21 protein-coding genes are annotated in these 23,649 nt (G+C 66.9%); 11 read left to right on the top strand and 10 right to left on the bottom strand.

Annotated elements, in window-relative coordinates:
- Positions 1-268: 268 nt before the first annotated feature.
- Positions 269-805: a peroxiredoxin gene (locus tag AC3WOB_RS28360; RefSeq protein ID WP_013393508.1), complete on the top strand. Its 537-nt coding sequence runs from the start codon at positions 269-271 to the stop codon at positions 803-805.
- A gap of 78 nt (positions 806-883) precedes the next feature.
- Here AC3WOB_RS28360 and AC3WOB_RS28355 read toward each other — a convergent pair whose 3' ends face one another.
- Together AC3WOB_RS28355 and AC3WOB_RS28350 are read right to left on the bottom strand one after the other, a co-directional pair.
- A complete protein-coding gene (locus AC3WOB_RS28355) occupies positions 884-5,170 on the bottom strand; it encodes an inverse autotransporter beta-barrel domain-containing protein (RefSeq protein ID WP_013393507.1) in 4,287 nt (1,428 codons plus the stop codon).
- Positions 5,171-5,831: 661 nt separating this feature from the next.
- On the bottom strand, positions 5,832-7,280 hold the full coding sequence (locus AC3WOB_RS28350) for a CoA transferase (protein ID WP_041653478.1): 1,449 nt from the start codon (positions 7,278-7,280) through the stop codon (positions 5,832-5,834).
- Between the two features lie 282 nt (positions 7,281-7,562).
- Between AC3WOB_RS28350 and phrB the strand changes: the two genes are divergently transcribed.
- Together phrB and AC3WOB_RS28340 are read left to right on the top strand one after the other, a co-directional pair.
- Positions 7,563-8,981: a deoxyribodipyrimidine photo-lyase gene (phrB, locus tag AC3WOB_RS28345; RefSeq protein WP_013393505.1), complete on the top strand. Its 1,419-nt coding sequence runs from the start codon at positions 7,563-7,565 to the stop codon at positions 8,979-8,981.
- A gap of 131 nt (positions 8,982-9,112) precedes the next feature.
- Positions 9,113-10,084 carry a methyl-accepting chemotaxis protein gene (locus AC3WOB_RS28340; RefSeq protein ID WP_013393504.1) on the top strand — a complete coding sequence of 324 codons (972 nt, stop codon included), beginning with the start codon at positions 9,113-9,115 and terminating at the stop codon, positions 10,082-10,084.
- Positions 10,085-10,131: 47 nt separating this feature from the next.
- Here AC3WOB_RS28340 and AC3WOB_RS28335 read toward each other — a convergent pair whose 3' ends face one another.
- Positions 10,132-10,464, bottom strand: coding sequence for a tetratricopeptide repeat protein (locus tag AC3WOB_RS28335; protein WP_013393503.1), 333 nt, complete (start codon positions 10,462-10,464; stop codon positions 10,132-10,134).
- 271 nt (positions 10,465-10,735) lie between these two features.
- Between AC3WOB_RS28335 and AC3WOB_RS28330 the strand changes: the two genes are divergently transcribed.
- Together AC3WOB_RS28330 and AC3WOB_RS28325 are read left to right on the top strand one after the other, a co-directional pair.
- On the top strand, positions 10,736-11,941 hold the full coding sequence (locus tag AC3WOB_RS28330) for an MFS transporter (RefSeq protein WP_013393502.1): 1,206 nt from the start codon (positions 10,736-10,738) through the stop codon (positions 11,939-11,941).
- Positions 11,942-11,955: 14 nt separating this feature from the next.
- A complete protein-coding gene (locus AC3WOB_RS28325) occupies positions 11,956-12,447 on the top strand; it encodes a glutathione peroxidase (RefSeq protein WP_013393501.1) in 492 nt (163 codons plus the stop codon).
- Positions 12,448-12,454: 7 nt separating this feature from the next.
- On the opposite strand, the gene AC3WOB_RS28320 is transcribed toward AC3WOB_RS28325, so the two are convergent.
- Positions 12,455-12,922, bottom strand: a complete 468-nt coding sequence (locus AC3WOB_RS28320) for an Lrp/AsnC family transcriptional regulator (protein ID WP_013393500.1) — start codon at positions 12,920-12,922, stop codon at positions 12,455-12,457.
- A 123-nt stretch (positions 12,923-13,045) separates the two neighbouring features.
- Between AC3WOB_RS28320 and AC3WOB_RS28315 the strand changes: the two genes are divergently transcribed.
- The 6 genes from AC3WOB_RS28315 to AC3WOB_RS28290 all read left to right on the top strand — a co-directional run bounded on the left by AC3WOB_RS28315 (position 13,046) and on the right by AC3WOB_RS28290 (position 17,200).
- Positions 13,046-13,951 (top strand): DMT family transporter, encoded by a 906-nt coding sequence (locus AC3WOB_RS28315; RefSeq protein WP_013393499.1) that lies wholly within the window; start codon positions 13,046-13,048, stop codon positions 13,949-13,951.
- A gap of 140 nt (positions 13,952-14,091) precedes the next feature.
- Positions 14,092-14,793 carry a glutathione binding-like protein gene (locus tag AC3WOB_RS28310; protein WP_013393498.1) on the top strand — a complete coding sequence of 234 codons (702 nt, stop codon included), beginning with the start codon at positions 14,092-14,094 and terminating at the stop codon, positions 14,791-14,793.
- 10 nt (positions 14,794-14,803) lie between these two features.
- Positions 14,804-15,268: a GNAT family N-acetyltransferase gene (locus AC3WOB_RS28305; protein ID WP_013393497.1), complete on the top strand. Its 465-nt coding sequence runs from the start codon at positions 14,804-14,806 to the stop codon at positions 15,266-15,268.
- A 30-nt stretch (positions 15,269-15,298) separates the two neighbouring features.
- Positions 15,299-15,574 carry a lipoate-protein ligase small subunit gene (gene lplB / locus AC3WOB_RS28300; protein WP_013393496.1) on the top strand — a complete coding sequence of 92 codons (276 nt, stop codon included), beginning with the start codon at positions 15,299-15,301 and terminating at the stop codon, positions 15,572-15,574.
- The gene (locus AC3WOB_RS28295) at positions 15,571-16,347 is read left to right on the top strand and encodes a lipoate--protein ligase family protein (RefSeq protein ID WP_013393495.1); all 777 of its coding nucleotides are present in this window, start codon (positions 15,571-15,573) and stop codon (positions 16,345-16,347) included. Before lplB ends, AC3WOB_RS28295 begins: the two co-directional genes overlap by 4 nt.
- Positions 16,348-16,381: 34 nt before the next feature.
- Positions 16,382-17,200 carry an RsiV family protein gene (locus AC3WOB_RS28290; protein WP_013393494.1) on the top strand — a complete coding sequence of 273 codons (819 nt, stop codon included), beginning with the start codon at positions 16,382-16,384 and terminating at the stop codon, positions 17,198-17,200.
- Between the two features lie 197 nt (positions 17,201-17,397).
- Here the strand turns inward: AC3WOB_RS28290 and AC3WOB_RS28285 are convergent, their stop codons facing one another.
- The 6 genes from AC3WOB_RS28285 to AC3WOB_RS28260 form a co-directional block, all read right to left on the bottom strand.
- Positions 17,398-18,507 (bottom strand): porin, encoded by a 1,110-nt coding sequence (locus AC3WOB_RS28285; RefSeq protein WP_013393493.1) that lies wholly within the window; start codon positions 18,505-18,507, stop codon positions 17,398-17,400.
- Between the two features lie 386 nt (positions 18,508-18,893).
- Positions 18,894-20,183: a Glu/Leu/Phe/Val family dehydrogenase gene (locus AC3WOB_RS28280; protein ID WP_013393492.1), complete on the bottom strand. Its 1,290-nt coding sequence runs from the start codon at positions 20,181-20,183 to the stop codon at positions 18,894-18,896.
- 297 nt (positions 20,184-20,480) lie between these two features.
- Positions 20,481-21,428: a formimidoylglutamase gene (hutG, locus tag AC3WOB_RS28275; RefSeq protein WP_492276861.1), complete on the bottom strand. Its 948-nt coding sequence runs from the start codon at positions 21,426-21,428 to the stop codon at positions 20,481-20,483.
- Positions 21,425-22,183, bottom strand: a complete 759-nt coding sequence (locus AC3WOB_RS28270; protein ID WP_492276898.1) for an amino acid ABC transporter ATP-binding protein — start codon at positions 22,181-22,183, stop codon at positions 21,425-21,427. The genes hutG and AC3WOB_RS28270 overlap by 4 nt, the downstream gene beginning before the upstream one ends.
- Positions 22,184-22,230: 47 nt before the next feature.
- The gene (locus AC3WOB_RS28265) at positions 22,231-22,899 is read right to left on the bottom strand and encodes an amino acid ABC transporter permease (RefSeq protein ID WP_013393489.1); all 669 of its coding nucleotides are present in this window, start codon (positions 22,897-22,899) and stop codon (positions 22,231-22,233) included.
- Entirely contained in the window at positions 22,896-23,639 is a 744-nt protein-coding gene (locus AC3WOB_RS28260; protein ID WP_013393488.1) for a transporter substrate-binding domain-containing protein, read from the bottom strand. The genes AC3WOB_RS28265 and AC3WOB_RS28260 overlap by 4 nt, the downstream gene beginning before the upstream one ends.
- Positions 23,640-23,649: the final 10 nt, after the last annotated feature.

Genomic DNA, 23,649 nt, shown 5'->3' with positions numbered 1-23,649 from the left:
AGCAGCAGGCGCGTCAGCAACAGCAGCGCGACCAGCAGGCACAGCAGCAGGCGCGTCAGCAACAGCAGCGCGACCAGCAGGCACAGCAGCAGGCGCGTCAGCAACAGCAGCGCGACCAGCCGCGCGGGGATGGAAACGGCAATGGCCGCGGCGGGCCCGGGCGTGACTAGCCCCGGCCGCGGCCGCCAGGCCGCGCGCTGGACCCTCGCCGCTCACAGGGCTACAGTAGGCCTGTTGCCGCCCGGCCCCTGAAACTCTGGAGATTCCGATGAAGCGCATTGCCCCCTGGTTACTGCTCTGCGGCCTGCTGGCCGGCCCTACGGCCCAGGCCGCGCTGGACGTGGGCGCCCCTGCGCCGGAATTCAGCACCGAGGCTTCGCTGGGCGGCAAGGTCTATACGTTCTCGTTGAGCGAGGCGCTCAAGCAAGGTCCGGTGGTCCTGTATTTCTTTCCCGCCGCATTCACCCAGGGCTGCACGATAGAAGCGCACAACTTCGCCGAAGCCACGGACGAATACAAGTCCCTGGGCGCCACCGTCATCGGCGTGTCGACCGACAACATTGATACGCTGAACAAGTTCTCGGTCAGCGAGTGCCGCGGCAAATTCGCGGTGGCGGCCGACGGCGACGGCAAGATCATGAAGGCCTACGACGCCGTCCACGACAAGCGCCCGGAATACGCGCAACGCATCTCCTACGTGATCTCGCCGCAAGGCAAGATCCTGTACGAATACACCGACATGAATCCGGATTCCCACGTGGCCAACACCATGCGCGCCCTGCGCGACTGGAAGGCCAGGCAGTAGGCGGCGCCGGCAGGCAGCGCGGCGCCAAGGCATACGCCGGGACCAGCCTGGCCAGAGCCTACGTGACTGTCTTGGCCGTCATGGCTGCGGCGGGGTGATGGCGCGTGACGCGAATTTCACGCGGACGGTCTTGCCCGGATCCGCCGCCACTGTCCTGGCGGTCAGCACCGCAGTACCGGCGGAAGTAGGCGCGCGCAGTTGAACCGTGGCCATACCGCGAGCATTGGTGCTGCTGGTGGCCGCGGCCAGGGTGCCGCGGTTGGTCGTCCAGTTGACGATGATGCCCGCATCCTCCAGATTGCCGTTGGCATCCTTCACGGTCGCAATGAGGGTCACGGTATCAGTCCCGTTGGCCCGCCCGGAGTTCTTGCTGGCGGTCAGGGAGGCAACCCCGGGGGATAGCGGGTCGGCCGTCAGAGTCACGCTAACGGTCGCGCCCGAATCCCCCGCTCCCGCCGTGGCGGTCACCGAGGCCAGGCCGGCGACGGTCCCTGCCGTCAGCACGGCCGTGGCTGCGCCGTTGGCGTTGGTTTTGCTGGTAGCACCATCCAGGGTGCCGAGGTCGGAACTCCAATTGACGACGAGGCCCTCGCCCCAAGGATTGCCATTGCCGTCCTGCACCATCGCCGTGAAGATCACGGAGTCGCGGCCATTGGCCACGATGCGGGTCTTGCTGGTGGCAGCACTGCCGACGCGAGGAGAGGATGGGCTGTGTTTGAAAGTCACCACGGCGAAACTGTTGTTCTCATCGTTGGCTCCCGCCTTGGCACTCACCGACACCTCGCCCGCCACGGTCGGCGCGGTCAGCACGATGCGGGCTGCGCCGGCGGCATCGGTCATGCTCGTGGGCGCGGCCAAGGTACCTCCCGTCGTCGTCCAGTGCACGGTGATGCCGGCGCCCACCGGGTCGTTAAACTGGTTGCGCACGACAGCCGTGAAGATAGTGGTGCCGATGCCGTCGGCCACGCCCGTATTCTTGTTGGCGTTCAAGATATTGACGTAATCCCGGGACGGGTCCGCCACGTAGTTCATGACTAGGGTCTTGCCCGGATCCCCCGCTACGGCCTGGGCCTTCACCAAGACTGCGCCGGCCGAGAAATGCGTTACGGTGTTGGTAGCCGTTCCGTCCTGAGAAGTCGTGCTGGTAGCCTGATCGAAAGTGGCGGCGTCGCTGCTCCAAGTGATGGTGACACCCGCGCCGACAGGATTGCCATAGGCGTCTTGCACGGTCGCTCTCAGATTGACCCAAACGCCAGCCGGAAAGGTGGTGCTGGTGCTGCGCAAGGGAAGGAGCGAAACCACGCGGGCGGTGGACACATCGGCCGTGAAGGTGACGGAGGCGGTCTTGCCGGCATCCCCGCTTGCCGCCTTGGCAAGGATGGACGCCACGCCGGCCGCCGTCGGCGCGGTCAGCACGATCGTGGCCTGGCTGCTGGCGTTGGTCACGCTGGTCGCGCCCGCGAGGGCACCCATGGTGGCGCCCCAGTTGACCGCGACGCCCGCGCCCACCGGATTGCCCCCCGCGTCCGTAACCGTGGCCGTGAACGTCACGGTATCCCTGCCGTTGGCCACGCCGGTGGTCTTGCTCGGGCTGAGCTCGATGACGTGCGCGCTGGACGTGTCGACGGTGAAGGCGATGGCAGCGGTCTTGCCAGGATCGCTGCCCAGGCTCCTCCCCTGCCGGACAGGCGCGCACTTGGCGGTGACGGTCGCCTGACCAATCATGGTCGGCGCCGTCAGGACGACCGTAGCCTGGCTGCTGGCGTTGGTGACGCTGGCGGCGGCAATGGTGCCCCGATCGGTGGTCCAATTGACGGCGACGCCCGCCCCCACCGGACTGCCGCGGCCATCATCGACTGTGGCCGTGAGCGTGACGGTGTCGGTGCCATTGGCCAAGCCGCTGGTCTTGCTTGGCGTCAGGACGGCCACGCGCGCCCTCAGCACGTCGGCGGCGAAGACGGCCGAGGCCGTCTTGCCAGCATCGCCATCCGCAGCCTTGGCAGTAATGGTCGCCATGCCGGGGACGATGGGCGCGGTCAGCAGCACCGTTGCCTGACTATTGGCGTTGGTGACGCTGGCGGAGGCGATGACGCCCAGATTGGCGGTCCAATTGACGGTGATGCCGGCGCCGACCGGATTGCCACGGCCATCTTCAACCGTGGCCGTGAAAACCAGGGCATCCGTGCCATTGGCCACGCCACTGGCCTCGCCGGGCGTAAGCAGGACCACACGGGCGCTTGAGGGATCTACCACGAAGGCGATCGCAGCAGCCTTGCCCGCATCGCCGCTTGCGCCCCTGGCGCTGATGGCCGCCACGCCCGCCACGGTGGGCGCTGTCAGCACGATCATGGCCTGGCTATTTGCATCGGTGCTGCTGGAGGCGGCGCTCAGTGTGCCGAGGCTGGCGCCCCAATTGACGGCGATGCCCGCGCCCACCGGATTGCCCCGGCCGTCGGCAACGGTGGCTGTGAGAGTCACGGTGTCAATACCGTTGGCCAGGGCTGTGGTCTTGGCGGACGTGAGCAGCACGACCTTCGCATCGGATGCGTCGAGCAGAAAATCCACGGACCTCGTCTTCCCCGGATCGTCGACCCCAGCCTTGGCGGTGATGTCCGAGGTGCCCGGAACGTTGGCGGAAAGCAGTTCCGCCACCGCCACGCCGCTCGCATCGGTATTGCTGCTGCCGCTGGAAAGCCGGCCGCCGGTGGCCGTCCAATTGACCGCCACCCCCGCGCCTACCGCGTTGCCCTTGCCATCCTTGACTGTCGCCGTAAGCACGGTCTTGTCCCGGCCGTTTGCAAGGATGGACACTGGAGTCACATCGAGCTGCGCGACGTTCGCCGAACTTGTCGCTGCAAGGAATTCGGCCTCGCTGCGGCCCTTGAAGCCTTGAGCTTCCGTTGCCTCGACTTCGACCATGGCGGCGACCTGGCTGCTGACCATGACGAACGCCAGTCCGTCCGCATCGGTCCGGTCCGAAGACTCCTTGATGGCGCCGGGCCCGTGCAAGGTCCAGGCAATGGCGCGCCCGGCCATGGGTTCCGCCTGGACGCCGCGGACCTGGGCCGTAAACCTGACGCTGTCCATGCCGTCGGCCAGAGCCACGGCTTTCGAGCGCGCGACGCTGAGGCTGAGCGGATTGACGCTTACCTCCATGACGTTCGAACTGATTTTCCGTCCGTGCGCATCGATGGCCGTTGCCGTCAGGCGATAGGTGTTGACGCCGCCGATGTTGTAGGCAGGCAGCGTCATCGCCCCTGACGCGCCGCCGCCATAGGGCATGGTAAAAGCCGCCGCCGAACCGGACCATTCGACCGTGGGTGCCTCCCCGGCCCCCACGATGGTCACCGGAAAACTGAGCACCGTCTGCGGATAGCCTCTGGTGGCCGCTGGCAGCTGGATCGTCAGCGGGGCGTTTTTCTTGTATTCCAGGACGATTTCGTTATTGCGCTCGACCAAGTCCATGTGCATGCCAGCCAATTGGCGGCTGCTCGCGACGCCGCCCGGCTCCAGCTGCTTGGCCAAGGGCACGCCTATCGCGTACTTCACGCCCAGCTTGAAGCTCGTGTCGGACTTTCCGCCCTGCCCCATGCGATGGTCCAATCCCAAGGTGACGGCCGGCGCCGGCGTATACGACACGCCCAGGGTCCAGGCACGGGGATTCTTCTGCCGGTTGCTGGCGCCGAACAGGCCGACATCATCGCCGTAGTACTTCTCGAACATCAGCTTGCCGCCCAACTGCGGATACCAAGGCAAATAGCCTTCGGTCCTGATATCCCAACCGCTGGCCGGGCGTTCCTGGTAGCCGCGCTCATCGGGCGAACGCTTCCAGTCGCTCAGGCGGAAGTAGCCGTTCAGGCTGAGCTTGAGATAATCCGCCCACCATTCACCGCCCAGGCCCAGCCGCCGATGGCCGCGCGAAACGTCCTGATCCAGGAAGGCGTTGCCGCCCACCATGAAGCCGTCGGCGAAATGGCGGTATCCCAGGCCAAGGTTGACCGTGGTCCGATAGGACTCTTGCAGCAGGTTGGTCCGGCGCGCGCCGAACTGCGAAAAAATCAGACCGGTCCCGGCATCGTGTAGCGGGAACAGCATGTCCAGGGCGCCCCCATGGAAGCTGCCCAGCAGGTCCAGCCTGGCGGTGCCGAACTGGCCCAGCCAGCTTTCGGCCGCCCGCTTTGCTACGCCGGTGGCCTTGCCGCTGGCCAGCGATCTGGCGTCGGCACTCGCCATTTGATTGGGATTGGCCGGCAAGGGACGGCCTTCCAGATCGGGCGCGGGATCCAGCGTGCCCGCGGCCCGGCTCCGCGCCTGCGCGGCATCCGGGTCCGGCGTTTCGCCGGCGGCTTCGGCCCTGGCCGTCATGGGTGGAGCGTTGCGTTCGGAACTGGGTAGCGGCTTGCGCAGCTCGCCGGCTAGCGGCGCTGCGCATCCCTGGAACAGCAGGAAAACCGAAAGCGCGATGCAAAACGCCCTTCTGGCTTGGCCTGCAGCCGATCTCCGCCAAGCAAATGACTTGGTTGGTTTCAGCATCGTCATGACCTTGTCTCAAAGAATCCCGCGGGCCGGGTGCGCCGGCCGGACAAAGTCGCCAAGCTACTGAATGGCGGCATCGGCGAATCCGTTCTGGTTCAGATCCAGGACGGAATTACATGCGCGCTCGCAGCGAGCCTTGCCCGAGGGATTCGTATAGTTATTTAAAAAATGACAAAATATGACGACATGCTATTTATATGACTGTTGATATCAATATGTAATTTATTGAATCGCCAACAGAAAACCTGAATACCAGATCAATCCGCGTACAACGGAAGCCAGACAGGACTGGCGGGGAAAACGCGATGGAGGCGGTTCAGGCGTGGCTGAACGCTGGAAACGCGGGCCGTGTCGAACAGACAACGCCCAGCGGGCCGTGTTGCGGCGCTTGGATCAAAGTGGGACGGAACCGCAGAAACATCCACGGTCCGAAGAGGCCGCCCGCCCCCGGGGCAAGCGCCTCATGGCGCGCTGACGCGCGCCCGTGGCCCTAGTTGAACGGCCAGACCGGGGGATGGGTGCCCGGCGGGCTGGATGGACGCGTCCACCGGGCCGGGGTTTCCGAAAACTGCGCGGCGTGGCGCAATGCCACCAGCTCACCGAAACCGGAGGGCTCGGTTTCCAGCAAGCCTTCGAAGCCCGGCATCGGACAGGCCAGGCCGCCCTCGACCCGGCCCAGGCCGCGCAGCCAATGCGCGGTTTGCGCCAGCGACACGCGCACATGCCAACTGCCGCCTTCGGTCGCCTGCCGCGCCAGCGCGACCTGCGCGCCGAAGGCCATCAGGTAGCCCGAGACGTGATCCAGGATCTGCAAGGGCATGGGCTTGGGCTCGTCCTGGCCCGCAGCCTGCGCCTCGGCATGATTGAAGCCGGTGGCGGTCTGCACCAAGGAATCGAAACCGCGGCGACCGGCCCAGGGACCTTTGTCGCCATAGGCCGACAGCGACACGTAGACAATGCCAGGGCGGATGCGCGCCGCGTCCTGCGGGCCGAAGCCCAGCGCGGCCATGGCGCCGGGGCGGTAGCCCTGTACAAACACGTGCGCGCTGCGCAACAGGTTGCCCAGCGCGATGCGGCCGTCGGCCGTGTCCAGGTCAGCCTGCACGGACAGCTTGCCGCGGCTGGTGTCGATGATGTTGTCGATGTTGGGCAGGTGCGGCGAGTTCAGCAGCATCACGTCGGCGCCATACGCCGCCAGCGCCCGGCCGCAGACCGGCCCGGCAATGATGCGCGTCAGGTCCAGCACGCGGATGTCCTTGAGCGGCCGGGCGCCATTGCCGTACTTGGGCAAGGGCCGAGGATCGGCCTCGCCGATGCGCTCGATGGTCAGCAAGGGTTGCGCGGCCACCGCCGTGGCTTGCGGATGGCGGTCCCATTCGTCGAAGCTGCGCATGGCCGCCACCGGCAAGCCCGCATCGGCAGCCACCTGTTCGAAGTCCAGGGCCTTCCAGCGGCTCAGGGCGCGTTCCACCGTTGCGCGGGAGGTGTCTTCACCGACAGGACAGCCCAAAAGCGCTAGGGCGCCATCGCGGTGATGGGCGAAATTGGCGTGTATGCGGACCCAGCCGCCGTCGCCGCAGCGGTACAGGCCGGTGATGGGGTCCCAGGGATTGGGGGTAACGCCGTTGATGGTGTAGTGGCTGCGGCACTCCTGCGCCGCATGCAGCATGTCGACGCCGACTTGCTGCCTGGCGCCGCCGCGCAAATTCCAGATTTCGGCCGCGGCCAGCGCGGCCGCAGCCATGCTGGTCTGCGCCGCCGTGCCAACGGCGAAAGACGAGGGAAGTACCGGGTCGGCGCCAGTCAACACCACGTGGTCCAGCGATTCATCGGGCAGATCCACCGAGCGCCAGAGCTTTTGCAAAACGTCGCGGGACGCATTGCCTGCGGGTGTGCGGCCCCTCAGAAAAGACGGGCGTAGGTCCATCAGATTTCCCATAGCGTTCATCTTGCTCTAGTCGTTTACTTGAATTACATGGCGGGGCCCAGGCCGCGTCAATATGCCCAGCGCGCCAGCGTGTTTCATGGTTTGACCGCAAAGCGCCGCGATTGGGCCGCGCCGCGCGAATTCCCCTGCGAGGCCCGCTGCGCGGGCCTGTGCAGGCAAGGACACATCTACTCGTAGTTTTTACATCGTCTTCCAAGCCCGCGCCGTCCGTGCGCCCGCGCAGCGGACGCAATATAGAATGCCAGCCTCGCCGCCTCCTGCCTTGGACCGCCCATGAACACGCTGCTCTGGCTGCGCACCGACCTGCGCGCGCACGACAATCCCGCCCTGGCTGCGGCTGCCGAAGCCGGCACGGTCACCGCCCTGTTTCTGGCCGCGCCCGGCCAATGGCGGCTGCACGGCGATGCGCCGACCAAGGTCGATTTCTGGCTGCGCAATCTGCGCGAACTATCGCGGGAACTCGGCCGCCTGGGTATTCCGCTGCGACTGTTGACCGTGCCTGACTGGAGCAATGCGCCGGACGCGCTGGCCGATTTCTGCCGCACCCACGCCATCGGCCAGGTCCACGCCAACGCCGAATGGGCCGTCAATGAACGCCGCCGCGATGCCGCGGTCGCCGCCCGTCTGCAGGCCCTGGGCGTGGACTGGACGCTGCATCACGGCGCCTCGCTGCTGCGGCCCGGCACCGTGCTGACCGGCAAGGGCGAGTGCTACCGCGTCTATACGCCATACGCGCGGGCCTGCCGCGAACGCCTGCGCACGGCGCCTCTGCGGGCGCTGCCCGCGCCGCGCGCCCAGACGCCGCCGCCGTGGCCGGCGGACCCGCTGCCCGCGGCTTTCGAGGGTTTCGAGGCGCCCGCCGACCCCGTGCGCGCACTATGGCCCGCTGGCGAGGACGCCGCCAGCGAACGGCTCGAAGCCTTTGCCGATGGCGTCATCGATGCCTACCAGGAGCAACGCGACTTTCCCTCGCTGCCCGCCACCAGCTGCCTGTCGCCCTATCTGGCGGCGGGCGTGCTGTCGCCGGGGCAGGCCCTGCGCGCGGCGCTGGCGGCCAATCACGGCGAGGTGGACGGCGGCAAGCGCGGCGCGGCCACCTGGATCAACGAGCTGCTGTGGCGCGAGTTCTACCAGCATCTGCTGGCCGCCCACCCCAGCCTGTCGATGCACCAGCCCATGAAGCCGGAGACCGCCGCCGTGCCCTGGCGCGACGCGCCGGATGACCTGCGCGCCTGGCAGCAAGGCCAGACCGGCATTCCCATCGTCGACGCGGCGATGCGCCAACTGCTGGCGCTGGGCTGGATGCACAACCGTCTGCGCATGGTGACGGCCATGTTCCTGTCCAAGAACCTGCTGATCGATTGGCGGCTGGGCGAAGCCTGGTTCATGGCGCAGCTGGTGGACGGCGACCTCGCCGCCAACAACGGCGGCTGGCAATGGAGCGCGTCCACGGGCGCGGACGCAGTACCCTACTTCCGCATCTTCAATCCGCTGTCGCAGTCGCGCAAATTCGACCCCGACGGCGTGTTCCTGCGCGAATGGCTGCCGGAATTGGCGCATCTGGACAGCCGCGCCATCCACGATCCCAGCCCGATGGAGCGCGCGCAGGCCGGCTATCCGCTGGCCATCGTCGATCTGGCCCAGAGCCGGCTGCGCGCGCTGGAGGCGTTTGGCGGCCTGCCACCCGCCTGAGGGGCGACCGGCCGCGGCGGCACGCGGGAACGGCTTGGGCGCCGCTTGACCTAGGTCAACGCCGATTCCTGCCGCGTCCCGGATGATCGGTCTGCGACTCCCCGCCAACGCCGATCGCAGGACGACACAGCATGCGCGACCATCCGCAGGTCCACGACCAGGAATACACGCTGCACGACGAGCAGTGCCTCATCACGCGCACCGACGCGCGCGGCCGCATCATCTATGCCAACCCCGCGTTCCTGGAGGTCAGCGGCTACACGCAAGCGGACCTGATGGGCAAAGGCCATGACACCATGCGCCATCCCGACATGCCGCTGGCCGCCTACGACGACCTGTGGCGCACCATACAACGCGGCAAGTCCTGGACCGGCGTGATCAAGAACCGGCGCAAGCATGGCGGCCACTATTGGTCGCTGGCCAGCATCACTCCCGTGGTGGAACGGGGTGTGACCGTCTGCTATGCCTGCGTGCGCGTCAAGCCGACGCGCGCCCAGATCGAGACCGCCGACAACGCCTACCGGCGCCTGCGCACCGGCATTACCGGCGGCTTGCGGCTGAACGCCGGACGGATTCTTCCGGGAGGCCTGCTGGCGCGCCTGCGCCACTGGCCGGTGGCCGGCATACGCACTCGCATGCTGGCTTGGGCCGGGCTGTCGTCCGCGTTGTTCCTGGCCGCAGGCGGCTTCGCGCTGCATGGCTTGGCGGCCAACCTGGACGCCGAGCAACTGGCCCTGGCGGCCGCCGTGCTGGCCGGCGGCGCCAGCCTGATCTTCGCATCGGGCTGGGCCTACGCCCGCACGCTTTCCGGCTTGTTGGCCACCGCCACCGACTTCACGCGGCAGATCGCCGCCGGCAATCTGGGCACGCCGCTGGCGCCCGGCAATCCCGATGATGAAACCGGCGCGCTGCGGTTTTCGCTGGAGGCCACGCGCAGGAACCTGGTCGGCCTGGCCCGCGATGTGCACAGCGGCATTGCGGACGCGCCTGGCGCGGCGCCGGAGCGCGGCGCGCAGCCAGCCGGGACCGAAGACTTGCGCCATGCCATCGAGGTATTTCGGCTCGCGCGCGCCCAACCACTGCCCGCGCGTCAGGCCAGCTAGGTCTGTTGCGGGAATGGCCCCGCGCAGGGCTTGCCGCGCCGCGCGCTTCAGCCGCCGGCCGCGGCTTCCTTGTCCAGACGCTTGATGAACACCTGCAATTCCTTCACCACCTGTTGATCGCCGCGCGCCTGCGCGGCCTGCAGGCCCGACTCCCAGGCGGCGCGCGCGCCGCTCTTGTCGCCCTGCCCCAGGCAGGCCTTGCCCAGCCATTTCCAGGCCACCGAATAGGCGGGATCGAACGCCAGCGCCGCGCGCAGATGGGGCTCGGCGTCGGCGAAACAATCCTGTTCCGCATAGGCCTTGCCCAAGGAAAAGCGCAGCAGCATGTTGTCCGTGCCCTTGGCCAGCATCGCTTCCAGGCGTTCGATCATTCCTTCCATTGCCAATTCCTCCTGCACGCGCGCGCATTTCTATCCGATGCCGTCATGATAGGACGAGCGCGCGCGAATTCCGGCAATGGCCCCGCGCGGCGCAAGCCCTTGCCGGTGTGGCGGACAACGTTCGACGTGCGCTGACTTCGCCTCAAAAATCCGGGTATACCCTTATTTGCAATAGGGCCTTCCGCAAGCGTCCACGCGACGCTGTCCTAGAATTCCGCCCTTGCCTTTTCTTTGCCGCCGGACCTTCCCTCAAGCGCCGGCCCCCGCTCCCATGCCCCTGCACCTCATCGCGCTGGCCGCTGCCGCTTTCGGCATCGGCACCAGCGAGTTCGTCATCATGGGCCTGCTGCCCAACGTCGCCGCGGACTTGCAGGTCAGCATCGACGTCGCCGGCCTGCTGATCACCGGTTACGCGATGGGCGTGGTGATCGGCGCGCCCATCATGGCCATCGTCACCGCCAGGCTGCCGCGCAAGGCCACGCTGATCGGGCTGGCCAGCACCTTCGTGGTCGGCAATCTGCTGTGCGCGCTGGCGCCAAACTATGGGCTGCTGATGGCCGCGCGCGTGTTCACCGCGTTCTGCCATGGCGCTTTCTTCGGCCTGGGCGCCGTGGTGGCCGCGGACCTGGTGCCGCGCAACCAGCGCGCCAGCGCCATCGCGCTGATGTTCACCGGACTGACGCTGGCCAATGTGCTGGGCGTGCCTCTGGGCACGGCGCTGGGCCAGGTGGCCGGATGGCGCTCGACCTTCTGGGTGGTCAGCGGCATCGGCCTGGCGGCCGTGGCGGCGCTGGCCGCCTGGCTGCCGGCGCGCATCCCCATGCAGCCCGGCAACATCCTGCGCGAATTCAAGGTGCTGCGCGACGTGCGCGTGGTCTGGCCGCTGGCCGCCAGCGTGCTGGCGTCCGCCGCGCTGTTCTGTGTGCTGACCTACATCGCGCCGCTCTTGCGCGAAGTGACCGGCGTGTCCGAGCGCGGCGTGACCGGCGTATTGCTGCTCTTCGGCGTGGCGCTGACAGTGGGCAGCACCTTGGGCGGCAAGCTGGGCGACCGCAACCTGGAAGTGTCGCTGCGCCGCATCTTCCTCGGCCTGCTGCTGGTGTTCCTGGCGCTGAGCCAGGCCATCCACGCCTTGGCGCCCATGCTGGCCGTGACCTTCATCTGGGGCGTGCTGGGCTTTGCCGTGGTGCCGTTGTTGCAGATGCTGATCGTGGACCAGGCAGCCGACGCGCCCAATCTGGCCTCGACCCTGAACCAGGGCGCGTTCAACCTCGGCAATGCGGGCGGCGCCTGGCTGGGCAGCGTGGCGCTGGGCCATGGCCTGCCGCTGACGGACCTGCCCTGGATGTCGGCCGGCATCACCGCCGCCGTCCTGCTGCTGACCTTGTGGGGCACGCGCTACTACGGCCGCGGCGCCGGGGCTACACTCGCTGGACAACAAGCCGACGCGCTGACGCCCTCGCGTTCGGACGCCTGATCCAAGGAGCACGCATGAGCACCCTCTACGATTTCTCCGCCCGCGCCATCGACGGCACGGAACAGTCCTTGGACACCTACCGCGGCCGCGTGCTGCTGGTGGTGAACGTGGCCTCCAAGTGCGGCTTCACGCCGCAATACACCGGCCTAGAAGAGCTCTACCGCTCGTTCCACGACGACGGCTTCGCCGTGCTGGGCTTTCCCTGCGACCAGTTCGGCCACCAGGAACCCGGCGACGAAGCCGAGATCCGCAATTTCTGCAGCACGCAGTACGACATCACCTTCCCGCTCTACGCCAAGATCGACGTCAACGGCGACGGCGCCCATCCGCTGTACCGCTGGCTCAAGGGCGAAAAGCCCGGCGTCTTCGGCACCGAGGGCATCAAGTGGAACTTCACCAAATTCCTGGTGGGCCGCGACGGCCAAGTCATCAAGCGCTACGCGCCCACCGACACGCCGGCCGGCATCCGGGACGACATCGAAAAGGCGCTGTCCGCGCCAGTCTGAGCGGGTTTCATCGCAACGGCGGCAGCCGGCGGCGCACCGTGTGCGCCTTGACGATGGCGGTGTTGGTTTCCGCGAACTCGGTCACGCGCTCCAGGATGCCGTCCAGGTGCGAGATCGAGCGCAGCACCACCCGGGCGATGAAGCAGTCGTCGCCCGTGACTTTGTCGCACTCGACGAATTCCGGAATCTGCTGGATCAGGCCTTCCACGTGGCGCAACTGCCCGGGCAAGGGACGGATGCGGACGATGGCCTCCAGCGTGTAGCCCAGCGCCACCGGGTCCACGTCCAAGGTGTAGGCACGGATCACCCCCGATTCTTCAAGCCTGCGCAGGCGGTCCGCCACACTGGGCGCGGACATCCCGACCTGGCGCGCCAGGTCGGCCGTGGTGGTGCGCGCGTTGGCCGTCAGCGTCTCCACCAGACGACGATCGATACCATCCAGGACCGGGTTTTCACTTTTTAGGTCGTTTTGCATAAATTCCACCTAAACAAAGGTTTCGGAATCGATTCACCACATCATGATCATATAACCAGCTTGATCCGCCTGGGATAATTTCTCCATCGAATATCGTGGCCGCGAGGCCCCTGGAGAACCCTCATGAACCCCTCATCAGAACGCGTGGGCCTGGCCCAGATGGCCGCCGCGATGACCTTGTCCGGCACCCTTGGGGTGTTCGTGCTGGAGTCGGGCCAGAGCGCCTGGAACGTGGTTTTCTTCCGCTGCGTGTTCGGCGCCCTGTCGCTGTTCCTGTATTGCTGGGCGCGCGGCCTGCTCAAGCCCGGCCTGTTCACCGTCCGCACGCTGGCACTGGCCCTGGCGGCCGGCGCCGCGCTGGTGCTGAACTGGGTGCTGCTGTTTTCCGCCTACCGGCTGGCGTCCATTTCGCTGGCCACCGCGGTCTACAACGTGCAGCCCTTCTTCCTGATCGGCCTGGGCGTGCTGTTCCTGGGCGAACGGCCCACGCGCGGCAAGCTGGCCTGGTCGGTGCTGGCCTTTGCCGGCCTGATGCTGGTGTTGCGCCTGTCCGAAGCCGGCGGCGCGGACAGCCGCGCCTATTTGTCGGGACTGATGCTGGGGCTGGGCGCGGCGGCGCTGTATGGCGTCACCGCCATCATCGTCAAGCGGCTCAAGCACATTCCGCCGCAGGTGTTGGCGCTGGTGCAGGTCACGCTGGGCGCCGTGATGCTGCTGCCCATGGCGGACTTCAACGCCCTGCCCGCCGCGCCGCTGCAATGGGGCTATCTGGTTGCGCTGGGGCTGATCCATACCTGCCTGATGTACATCCTCATGTACTCGGCCATCCAGAAGCTGCCGACCACGTCCACCGCCGCATTGAGCTTCATCTATCCTGCCGTGGCCATCCTGCTGGACTTCGTGGCCTACGGGCACCGCATGGACGCCACGCAGATCGCCGGCGTGGCCATGATCTTCGTGGCGGCGGCGGGCGTCAGCCTGAACTGGACCTGGCGCATGCCTGGCCGGCCGCGCGCCGGCGCGGCCTGAAAATCGGCTGACAGGCCGGGGGACGCCCAAGGGACAAATCCGTACCCGCCCCCCGGTTATTGGGGCCGGCGCGAACCCGGCCCCGCTATCATGGCTTTTCCCTGCGCCGGCCGCCGCCGGCGCAACGCACAGGACATCCCATGATCGATCTCTATTACTGGACCACCCCCAACGGCCACAAGATCACGCTGTTCCTCGAAGAAACCGGCCTGCCCTACAAGATCCATCCGGTGAACATCGGCCGCGGCGATCAGTTCAAGCCCGAGTTCCTGGCCATCGCCCCCAACAACCGCATTCCGGCCATCGTCGACCAGGCCCCGGCCGGCGGCGGCGCGCCGATTTCCTTGTTCGAGTCGGGCGCCATCCTGCTGTATCTCGCCGAGAAGACCGGCCGCTTCCTGCCCGCCGACCTGCGCGGCCGCGCCGAAGTGTCGCAGTGGCTCTTCTGGCAGATGGGCGGCCTGGGCCCCATGGCCGGCCAGAACCACCATTTCTCGGGCTATGCGCAGGAGCGTATCGCCTACGCCATCGACCGCTACGTCAAGGAAACCAACCGCCTCTACGGCGTGCTGAACAAGCGCCTGGCGGACCGCGAGTTCGTCGCCGGCGACTATTCCATCGCCGACATGGCGGCCTATCCCTGGATCGTGCCGCACGCCAAGCAGGGCCAGGACCTGAACGACTTCCCGCATCTGAAGCGCTGGTTCGACGCCATCGCGGCGCGCCCCGCCACGCAGCGCGCCTATGCGCTGGCCGACACCATCAATACCGCCCCGTCCATCAGCGACGATGAATCGCGCCGCATCCTGTTCGGCCAGACCGCCCAGAACGTCGCGCGCTGAAGGAGCCGCCATGCCCGAACCGCAACTGGTTTTCCGCCGCGCGCGACTGGGGGATCTGCCTGGCATCGTCGCCCTGCTGGCCGACGACGAACTCGGCGCCACGCGCGAGAATCCCGCGCTGCCGCTGGACCCGCGCTATGCTGCCGCCTTTGCCGCAATCGGCCAGGATTCCAATCAATTCCTGGCCGTGGTCGAACAGGGTTCCAACCTGGTCGGCTGTTTGCAGTTATCGTTCATACCCGGCCTGTCGCGGCTGGGCCAGTGGCGCGGGCAGATCGAGAGCGTGCGCATCGCCTCGTCGTCGCGCGGCGCCGGCCTCGGACGCAAGATGTTCGAATGGGCGATCGAGCAATGCCGCATCCAGGGCTGCAGCCTGGTGCAACTGACCACCGACCGCGCCCGGCCCGATGCGCGCAGGTTCTATGAAAGCCTGGGCTTCAAGGCCAGCCACGACGGCATGAAGCTCAGCCTGTAGTTTTTGGCACTGATACAGCAAGGAGCGCCCATGCATGGCGAATACAAAGTCCCCGGCGGCAAACTGGTCGTCGCGGATCTGGAAGTGCGCGATGGCCGCCTGGCCGACGTGCGCATCAGCGGCGATTTTTTTCTTGAGCCGCCCGAGGCCCTGGACGCCATCAATAGCGGCCTGAACGGCCTGCCGGCCGACGCCGGCGAACTGGAACTGGCGCTGGCCGTGCAGTCGGCCCTGCCCGCCGATGCCGAAATGTTCGGATTCTCGGCCGAAGCCGTCGCCGTGGTGCTGCGGAGGGCGCTGGCATGACGCGCACCGACTGGAACGACTACGACTGGCAACTGATCCATGAAGGGCCGCAAGACCCGGTGCTGCACATGGCGCTGGACGCCGTCATCACCGACGAGGTCGGCGCCGGCCTGCGCCCGCCTACCCTGCGCATCTGGGAATGGGCCGCGCCCGCGGTCGTGATCGGCCGCTTCCAATCGCTCAAGAACGAAGTCGACCCCGAAGGCGCGCGCCGCCACGGCATCCAGGTCGTGCGCCGCGTCAGCGGCGGCGGCGCCATGTTCATGGAACCCGGCAACTCCATCACCTATTCGCTCAGCGCGCCTCAGGCGCTGGTCCACGGCATGAGCTTCCAGGAGTCCTACGCCTTCCTGGACGCCTGGGTGCTGACCGCCTTGCAGGGACTGGGCATCAAGGCCTGGTACCAGCCGCTCAACGACATTGCCTCCGACATCGGCAAGATCGGCGGCGCTGCGCAAGCCCGCCGCGGCGGCGCGGTGCTGCATCACGTCACCATGTCCTACGACATCGACGCGGATAAAATGGTCGAAGTCCTGCGCATCGGCCGCGAGAAGCTGTCGGACAAAGGCACCACCAGCGCCAAGAAGCGCGTCGACCCTTTGCGCACCCAGACCGGGCTATCGCGCGAAGTCATCATCGACCGCATGGTGGAAACTTTTGCCGGCCTGCACCGTCTCACCCCCGGGCAGATAGGCAGCGACACCCTGGCCCGCGCGCAGGCGCAGGCGGCCGAGAAGTTCGCCACGCCCGAATGGACCGGCGTGGTGCCTTGAACCGCCCGGCACCGATTTTCTGGAGGTAGTTTCAATGCGTCGCACATTCACGCCGCAAGGCGCGATAAGCGGTCTCATCCTGGGCGCGGCCCTGCTGGCGCTGGCGGGCTGCAGCAGCACGCCGCCGGCCGACATCACGCTGGCCACGCAGGGCCCGGCCTCGGCATCCACGCCGGAAAAAGTCGGCGACCTGTCCACCGAGCGCATCAAGTGGGCGTCTAGCAAACCGGGCTGCGAGGGCGACTGCCCGCGCATCGAAATCGACAGCGTCGCCTTCCCGGGCATCCCCAAGCTCACCGCGCTGGTGGACCACGTGCTGGCCTACATGACCGGCACCGATGCCAACCGCCGCGGCCCCTACGACACGCTGTCCGAGTACACGCAGTACTTCTGGTCGGTGGCGCGCGCGCGCGACGCCACCTATTTCAAGGCCAGCGTGAAGGACACGGTCGGCGACATCGTGGCGGTCGAACTGCATACCGAACAGTTCCTGACCGGCGCCGCGCATGGCATCCCCGCCACCCAGTACCTGAACTGGGAGCGCAGCCATGGCCGCGTGATGAGCCTGGAGGAAGCGCTGATACCCGGACGCCATCCGCAGTATGTGGCCGCGTTGCGGCAGGCGCATGCCAAATGGCTGGCCAGCAATCCCGATGCGCGCCGCGATCCGGCGGCCTACAACAAGATGTGGCCGTTCCAGGAAAGCGACAACTACGCGCTGACGCGCGACGGCATCGTGGTCAAGTACGACGCCTATTCCATCGCGCCATACTCCCATGGCGAACCCGAGCTGAGCATTCCCTATTCGGAACTGCGCGGGATCCTGAAGCCTGAACTGCTGCCTGCCGCATAAGCCGCATGCGGGAACGCCCGCGGTCTACGCGGGCGTTCGATACGGCATCAAACCGGGGTTCGGTTGAGCGGACTGAGGATGGAGCTAGGGAGGTGGCCGCTTTTTTCGCGTCTGTGGCCGGGTAAGACGCCCAGTCCGCTCAGTGCAACCGCGGCGGCAGGGCGACGCTGACGCGCCGCCCTTGCGCGCCTTTCGTCTTAGAAGCGGTGACGCACGCCCACCATGGCCACGGTGCTCTTCACGCCGTCGGTGAACGCGAAGTTGGTGGCATACGAACCCAAGGCGTACAGATTGGTGCGCTTGGACAGGTTGTAGGTGTAGCCCAGGCTGTAGATGTTCATGGTGGCGTCGTCGCCGGTCAGCTTGGTGCTGTCCGTATCGGCGCGCTGCCACGAAGCCAGGATGTTGCTGGCGCCGCCGATCGGCACGCTCAGGCCCACCAGGTAGGAATTGGCCTTGAAGCCCGACACCGCCACGTTGGTGCCGAAGCCCTTGGCTTCGGGGCTGCCGCTGCCGAAGGCGTTGGCGCCCTGGCCGGTGAACCAGCCGTCGCGCGTCTGGCCGTAGGCCAGCGCCAGCTTCAGCACTTCGAAGTCGTACGAGCCGCCGATCATCCACGACTTGGGCGTGGCGTCGTTGTTCAACTGGTTCGCGGGGTTCAGCTGGTCATAGGTCAGCGCCACGTTCACCGGGCCGCTGACATAGCGCAGGCCGGCCGTAATGGCGCGGGTGTTGTCGGCGGTCTTGAAGCCGGTTTGCGCGGTGGTCGTGTCGGCGGCGTTGAACGAGTAGCCGATGCCGAACTGCACGCCGCTGAACGACGGCGTCGAGTACTGCACCATGTTGTCGTAGCGGACCGTGTTGGCGGCACTGAAGGCTACGCCAATGTTGGCCTGGCCGTAGCTGCCGCCGAACGGATCGATCGCGGCGAAGTACTTCGAAGCGATGTTGGTCTGACGGCCCAGTTCCAACAGGCCCCACGAGGTGCTCTTCAGGCCGATGGTGGCTTGGCGGCCGAACAGGCGGCTGCTCTGGCCCGACGTGCCGTTGGCCGAGTTGAAGCCGCTTTCCAGCGTGAACACGGCGCTCAGGCCGTCGCCCAGGTCCTCGGCGCCGCGCAGGCCCCAGCGCGAACCGCTGGACACGCCGTTGACCATGCCAACCTTGGACTCATGGTAGCCATCACCCTTGATGCGCTGGTAGCCGATACCGGTGTCGATCAAGCCGTACAGCGTCACCGAGGTTTCCGCCTGCGCCGTTGCGCCGAACGCGGCCAGCATGGCGGTGACGAACAAAGTCTTTTTCATTGCAAATTCCCATTGATTGAACAGACATGCGCATCCGGGCTGGCACGCATCGCGTGCGGCGCGCCCGGCGCATGGCAGGAACGAATTCTAGGGACGCAATGTGTCAGTTCTGGTTACGCAAGCTGGGAAATTCCCTAGGCCATGAAAAAGGCGCGGAATGTCGCGCCTTGCCGACAACCCGCAAGCGCGGGCGCGGCCCGCGCAGGCCTGCAACGTCGATGTGCTATTCATGCGCGGTGCGCGCACGGACGCGCAAATGGAAATCGCCCCTTGCGGGGCGATCTCCGTTTTTGCCACCGGCCATGCCGGACAGGCGCGGCCGGGGCGGTTCTTGTCTCCCTGCCCTCCTCGGCGCGGCGTCCAGGGACGCCTCGCCGTATCGGGTATCAGGGGTACAGGCCGCGCACCTGGCGCGCTTGCAGAATGCGCGTGCAAGCGACGATGAACGCCGCCGTGCGCAGCGTGACCTTGTGCTCCTTGGCCACTTGCGACACCGCCGCGTAGGCTTCGCGCATGAGGCGCTCCAGGCGCTGGTTGATCTCGTCCTCGCTCCAGAAGAAGCTGGAGAAGTCCTGCACCCATTCGAAGTAGCTGACGGTCACGCCGCCGGCGTTGGCCAGCACGTCCGGCACCACGTACACGCCGTGTTCGGCCAGGATGTCGTCCGCTTCGGGGGTGGTCGGGCCGTTGGCGCCTTCCACCACGATCTTCGCGCGCACCTTGGCGGCGTTGGCGGCGGTGATCTGGCTTTCCAGGGCGGCCGGGATCAGGAACTCGGTTTCCAGGGTCCAGAACTCAGCCTTGTCCATGGCCTGGCCGCCGGAGAAGCCGCCCACGCCGCCATGCTGCGACACGTAGGACAGCAGCTTGTGCACGTCCAGCCCTTCGGCGTTGTGGACGGTGCCGGTGTGGTCCTGCGCGGCGATGACCTTGGCGCCGGCTTCATGGAACAGGCGGGCGGCGGTGCCGCCCACGTTGCCGAAGCCCTGCACCACCACGCGCGCCTTGGAGACGTCGATGTTCAGGTCGCGCGCGGCTTCGCAGCCCACCACGAACACGCCGCGGCCGGTGGCCTCGACGCGGCCCAGGCTGCCGCCCAGCGCGATCGGCTTGCCGGTGACCACGCCGGTGGCGGTGGCGCCTTCGTTCATGGAGTACGTGTCCATCATCCAGGCCATGGTCTGGGCGTTGGTGTTCACGTCAGGAGCCGGGATGTCCTTGGAGGGTCCGATGATGACGCCGATTTCCGAAGTGTAGCGGCGCGTCATGCGCTCGAGTTCGGAAGCGGACAGCTTGCGCGGGTCGACCCGCACGCCGCCCTTGGCGCCGCCGTAGGGCAGGTTCACCGCGGCGTTCTTGATCGACATCCAGGCCGCCAGCGCCATCACTTCGGACAACGTGACGTCCTGGTGGAAGCGCACGCCGCCCTTGCCGGGACCGCGCGAGGTGTTGTGCTGGACGCGGTAGCCCTCGAAGTGGGCGATGCTGCCGTTGTCGAGTTCGATCGGCACGTCGACGATCAGCGAGCGCTTCGGGCGCTTCAGGGTCTCGACCCAACGCGCCAGCGAACCAAGATACGGGGTGACCCGGTCGACTTGCTGCAGGTAGTTGCCCCAGGGGCCGAGGTCCTCGGCGTTCAGATAAGACGGCAATGCGTGGGTGGGAGTTTGAGACATGAGCTGGCTCTCCTGACAAAGTTGCGCCATTTTATCCACGAAAGTTATAACGTCCCCATTTAAAACAAAAATATTTTAATTAGGGACGCATAACTGTTGCGGCTATTGAACGGGCCGCAAACCGAAGCCTGATGCTGCCCTTATCCTAAGCCGCCAAGCCGGCAGCGTCCAGCCTGCCAGCCGTAAGCCGCAAGCCCTGCCACCCGCCATACGGGGGATGAAAAACGGGGCGGTTTCCTGCCAGGAAACCGCCCCGCCTGATCCTGCCCCCCACCCGAAGGATGAAGGCGGGTCCGCTCAATCGCTCAACAACTGCCACGCCAGGCGCGCCGCCGCCCGTGCGCCATGACCGTCCTGGTCGTAGCGCGGATTGAACTCGGCCATGTCGGCCAGGCGCAGCTTGCCGCTGGCCTTGACCCGCAGCACGATTTCCTCGATCACCGTCAGCGGCACGCCATAGGGCGCCGGCGCCGACACGCCGGGCATGACCGCCGCCGGCAGCACGTCCAGGTCTATGGTCAGGTAGACGTGCCGCGCCCGCGCCAGCAAGGCGTCGACGTTGGCCAGGCGCGCCGCCAGGTGGCGCTCCTGCATGTCGCGGTCCTCGACCCAGATGGCGCCGACTTCGGCGGCGCGCGCGTACAGCGCCGGCGTGTTGGCCAGCCGCGATACGCCAAGGCAGGCGTATTGCAGGGCCCGGCCGCGTTCCTCGCAGTAACGCGAGATCTGGTCGAACGGCGTGCCGGAACTGCCGGGCCGCCCGGTGCGCAGGTCGAAGTGCGCGTCCAGGTTCAGCACCAGCACCGGTTCCGTGTCGCCGCGGGCATCCAGCCAGCGCGCCAGGCCCTGGAAACTGCCCCAGGCGATCTCATGGCCGCCACCCAGCACCAGCGGCCGGGCGCCCTGTTCCATCAGTTCCGCCACGCGCAGGCCCAGTTGCTCCTGGGCGTCCTCGAGCCGGTCGCCCTCGCAGGCCACGTCGCCGGCGTCCAGCAGGCGCGTGAGGCCGTGCGCCGGAAGGCCCGCCAGGAACTTGCGGATGACTTGCGGGCCTTCGGCCGCGCCGATGCGGCCCTGGTTGCGGGCCACGCCGGCGTCGCAGGCAAAGCCCAGCAGCACCGCCTCGCCCTTGCGGGCCTGGCCCGCGGCCGCTTCGACGATATGCGCCAGGCGGCGCGTATCGCCTTGTTCGGCGCTGTCGTCGCGGGCCTTCCACAGGCTTTTGTCGAATTGCGCGGCGTTCATGCAGCCCCCTGCCCCGCGCTCAGCACCGCTTGCAGGAACTCGCGGGTGCGCGCCTCGCGCGGCTGGGTAAAGATCACGTCGGGCGAACCGGACTCCAGGATCACACCGCCGTCCATCACCGCCACCATGTCGGCCACGTCGCGGGCAAAGCCCATTTCGTGCGTGACCACCATCATGGTCATGCCTTCGCGGGCCAGCAGCTTCATGACCTGCAGCACTTCGCCCACCAGCTCCGGATCCAGCGCCGAGGTCGGCTCGTCGAACAGCATGACCTTGGGCTGCATGGCCAGGGCGCGGGCGATGGCCACACGCTGCTTCTGCCCGCCCGACAGGCTGGCCGGCATGGCCGACATCTTCTGGCCCAGGCCAACCTTGTCCAGCAGGTCCGCGGCCAGGGCATGGGCTTCTTCGCGGCCCATGCCGCGCAGCTTGCGCGGACCGACCGTGACGTTGTCCAGCACGGACAGGTGCGGGAACAGGTTGAAGCCCTGGAACACCATGCCCACCTGCATGCGCAGCTGGTTGAGTTCGGCTTCGGGCAGCAGCTTGCCGTGGTCCAGCAAGGTCTGGCCGCAGATGTCGATGGTGCCGGCTTGCGCCACTTCCAGGCCGTTGCAGCAGCGCAGCAAGGTGCTCTTGCCCGAGCCGCTGGGCCCGATCACCACCACCACCTGGGACGGCAGCACGTCGAAGTCGATGCCGCTCAGGACCTCGTGGTCGCCGTAGGATTTGCGCAGGCCGCGGATGCGGATCATTTCTTGCGGGTCCGCGGCCCGGGCCGCAGCGGAGTTCATTGCGGAGTTCATTGCACCATCCCCCCCGCGCGCAGGCGGTGTTCAACCTTGCGCAGCACCAGCATGGTGGCCGTGGTCAGGATCAGATAAATCAGCGCCACCACCAGATAGGTTTCCAGCGAGCGATAGGACACGCTGATGATCTTCTGGCCTTCATGCATCAGGTCGTGGATCGTCAAGAGCGACACCAGGGCCGAGTTCTTGATCAGCGCGATGAATTCGTTGCCCAGCGGCGGGATCATGCGCACCACTGCCTGCGGCAGCACGATGATGCGCATGGCCTGGCCGGACGACATGCCGAGCGAGCGCGCCGCCTCGGTCTGGCCGCGGTCCACCGACTGGATCGCGCCGCGCACGATTTCCGACACGTAGGCGCCGGAGTACATGCCCAGGCCCAGCACGCCGCAGGCGAACGCCGGCAAGGTGATGCCGAAGTGCGGCAGGCCAAAGAACCAGATGAACAGCTGCACCAGCAAGGGCGTGCCGCGGAACAGCAGCAGATAGACGCTGCACAGGTTGTAGATGACGTAGCGCTTCGGGTTGAGGCGCCCCACGCCCACCAGCAGGCCGATGACGCAGGCCAGCAGCAAGGCGCCCGCGGTCACCTCGACGGTGACCACGGCGCCATTGATCAGCGCGCCGAAGTCGGCAAAGACGGGAGAAAAATCCAGGTTCATTTCGCAGGAGCCTCGAACCACTTGTTGACGATGGCCTGGTAGCTGCCGTCGGCCTTGAGCTTCTGCAGCGCCGCGTTCAGCTCACGGGTCAGCTCGGGCTTGTTCTTCGGCACGGCGATGCCGTAGTCCTCGGTGGTGATCTGGTCGTTCAGCACCGTCAGGTCCGGCGTGCTCTGGGCGAACAGCTTGGCGGCGGGCTTGCCCGTCACCGCGGCTTCGGCGCGGCCGATCTGCACCAGGTTGAACATCTCCTGGTTCTTCTCGACTTCCACGCGCTGCACCGCCGGGTAGTGTTCCTTCAGGTAGTTGACCGACTTGGTGCCCACCTGCACCGACACCTTGCGGCCGTCCAGGTCCTTCAGCGTCTTGACCGGGCCGTCCTTCTTGGTCATCACGACCAGGCCGCCCGCGTAGTACGGATCGGTGAAGTCCACGACCTTGGCGCGCTCAGGCGTGATGTAGATGGCGGACACGGCGATGTCGGCGCGGCCGGCCTGCAGGGCGGGAATCAGGCCCTTGAAGTCGATGTCGATCCATTCGACCTTCTTGCCCATGGCGCCGGCCAAGGCTTCCACCAGTTCGATGTCGAAGCCGGTGCGCTTGCCGTCCTTGACGAACTCCATCGGCGGGAAAGTCGCGTCGGTCACGGCGCGGATGGTTTCCTGGGCGAACGCCGGACCGGCGCTCCAGGCGAGGCCCAGCGTCAGGGCGGCGGTCAGCAGTGTGCGGCGAGTGGTCATGGTGGGTCCT

The organism is Achromobacter sp. FW305-C-30-7 (assembly GCF_058783105.1).
This window is presented reverse-complemented; position numbering and strand designations above follow the sequence as displayed.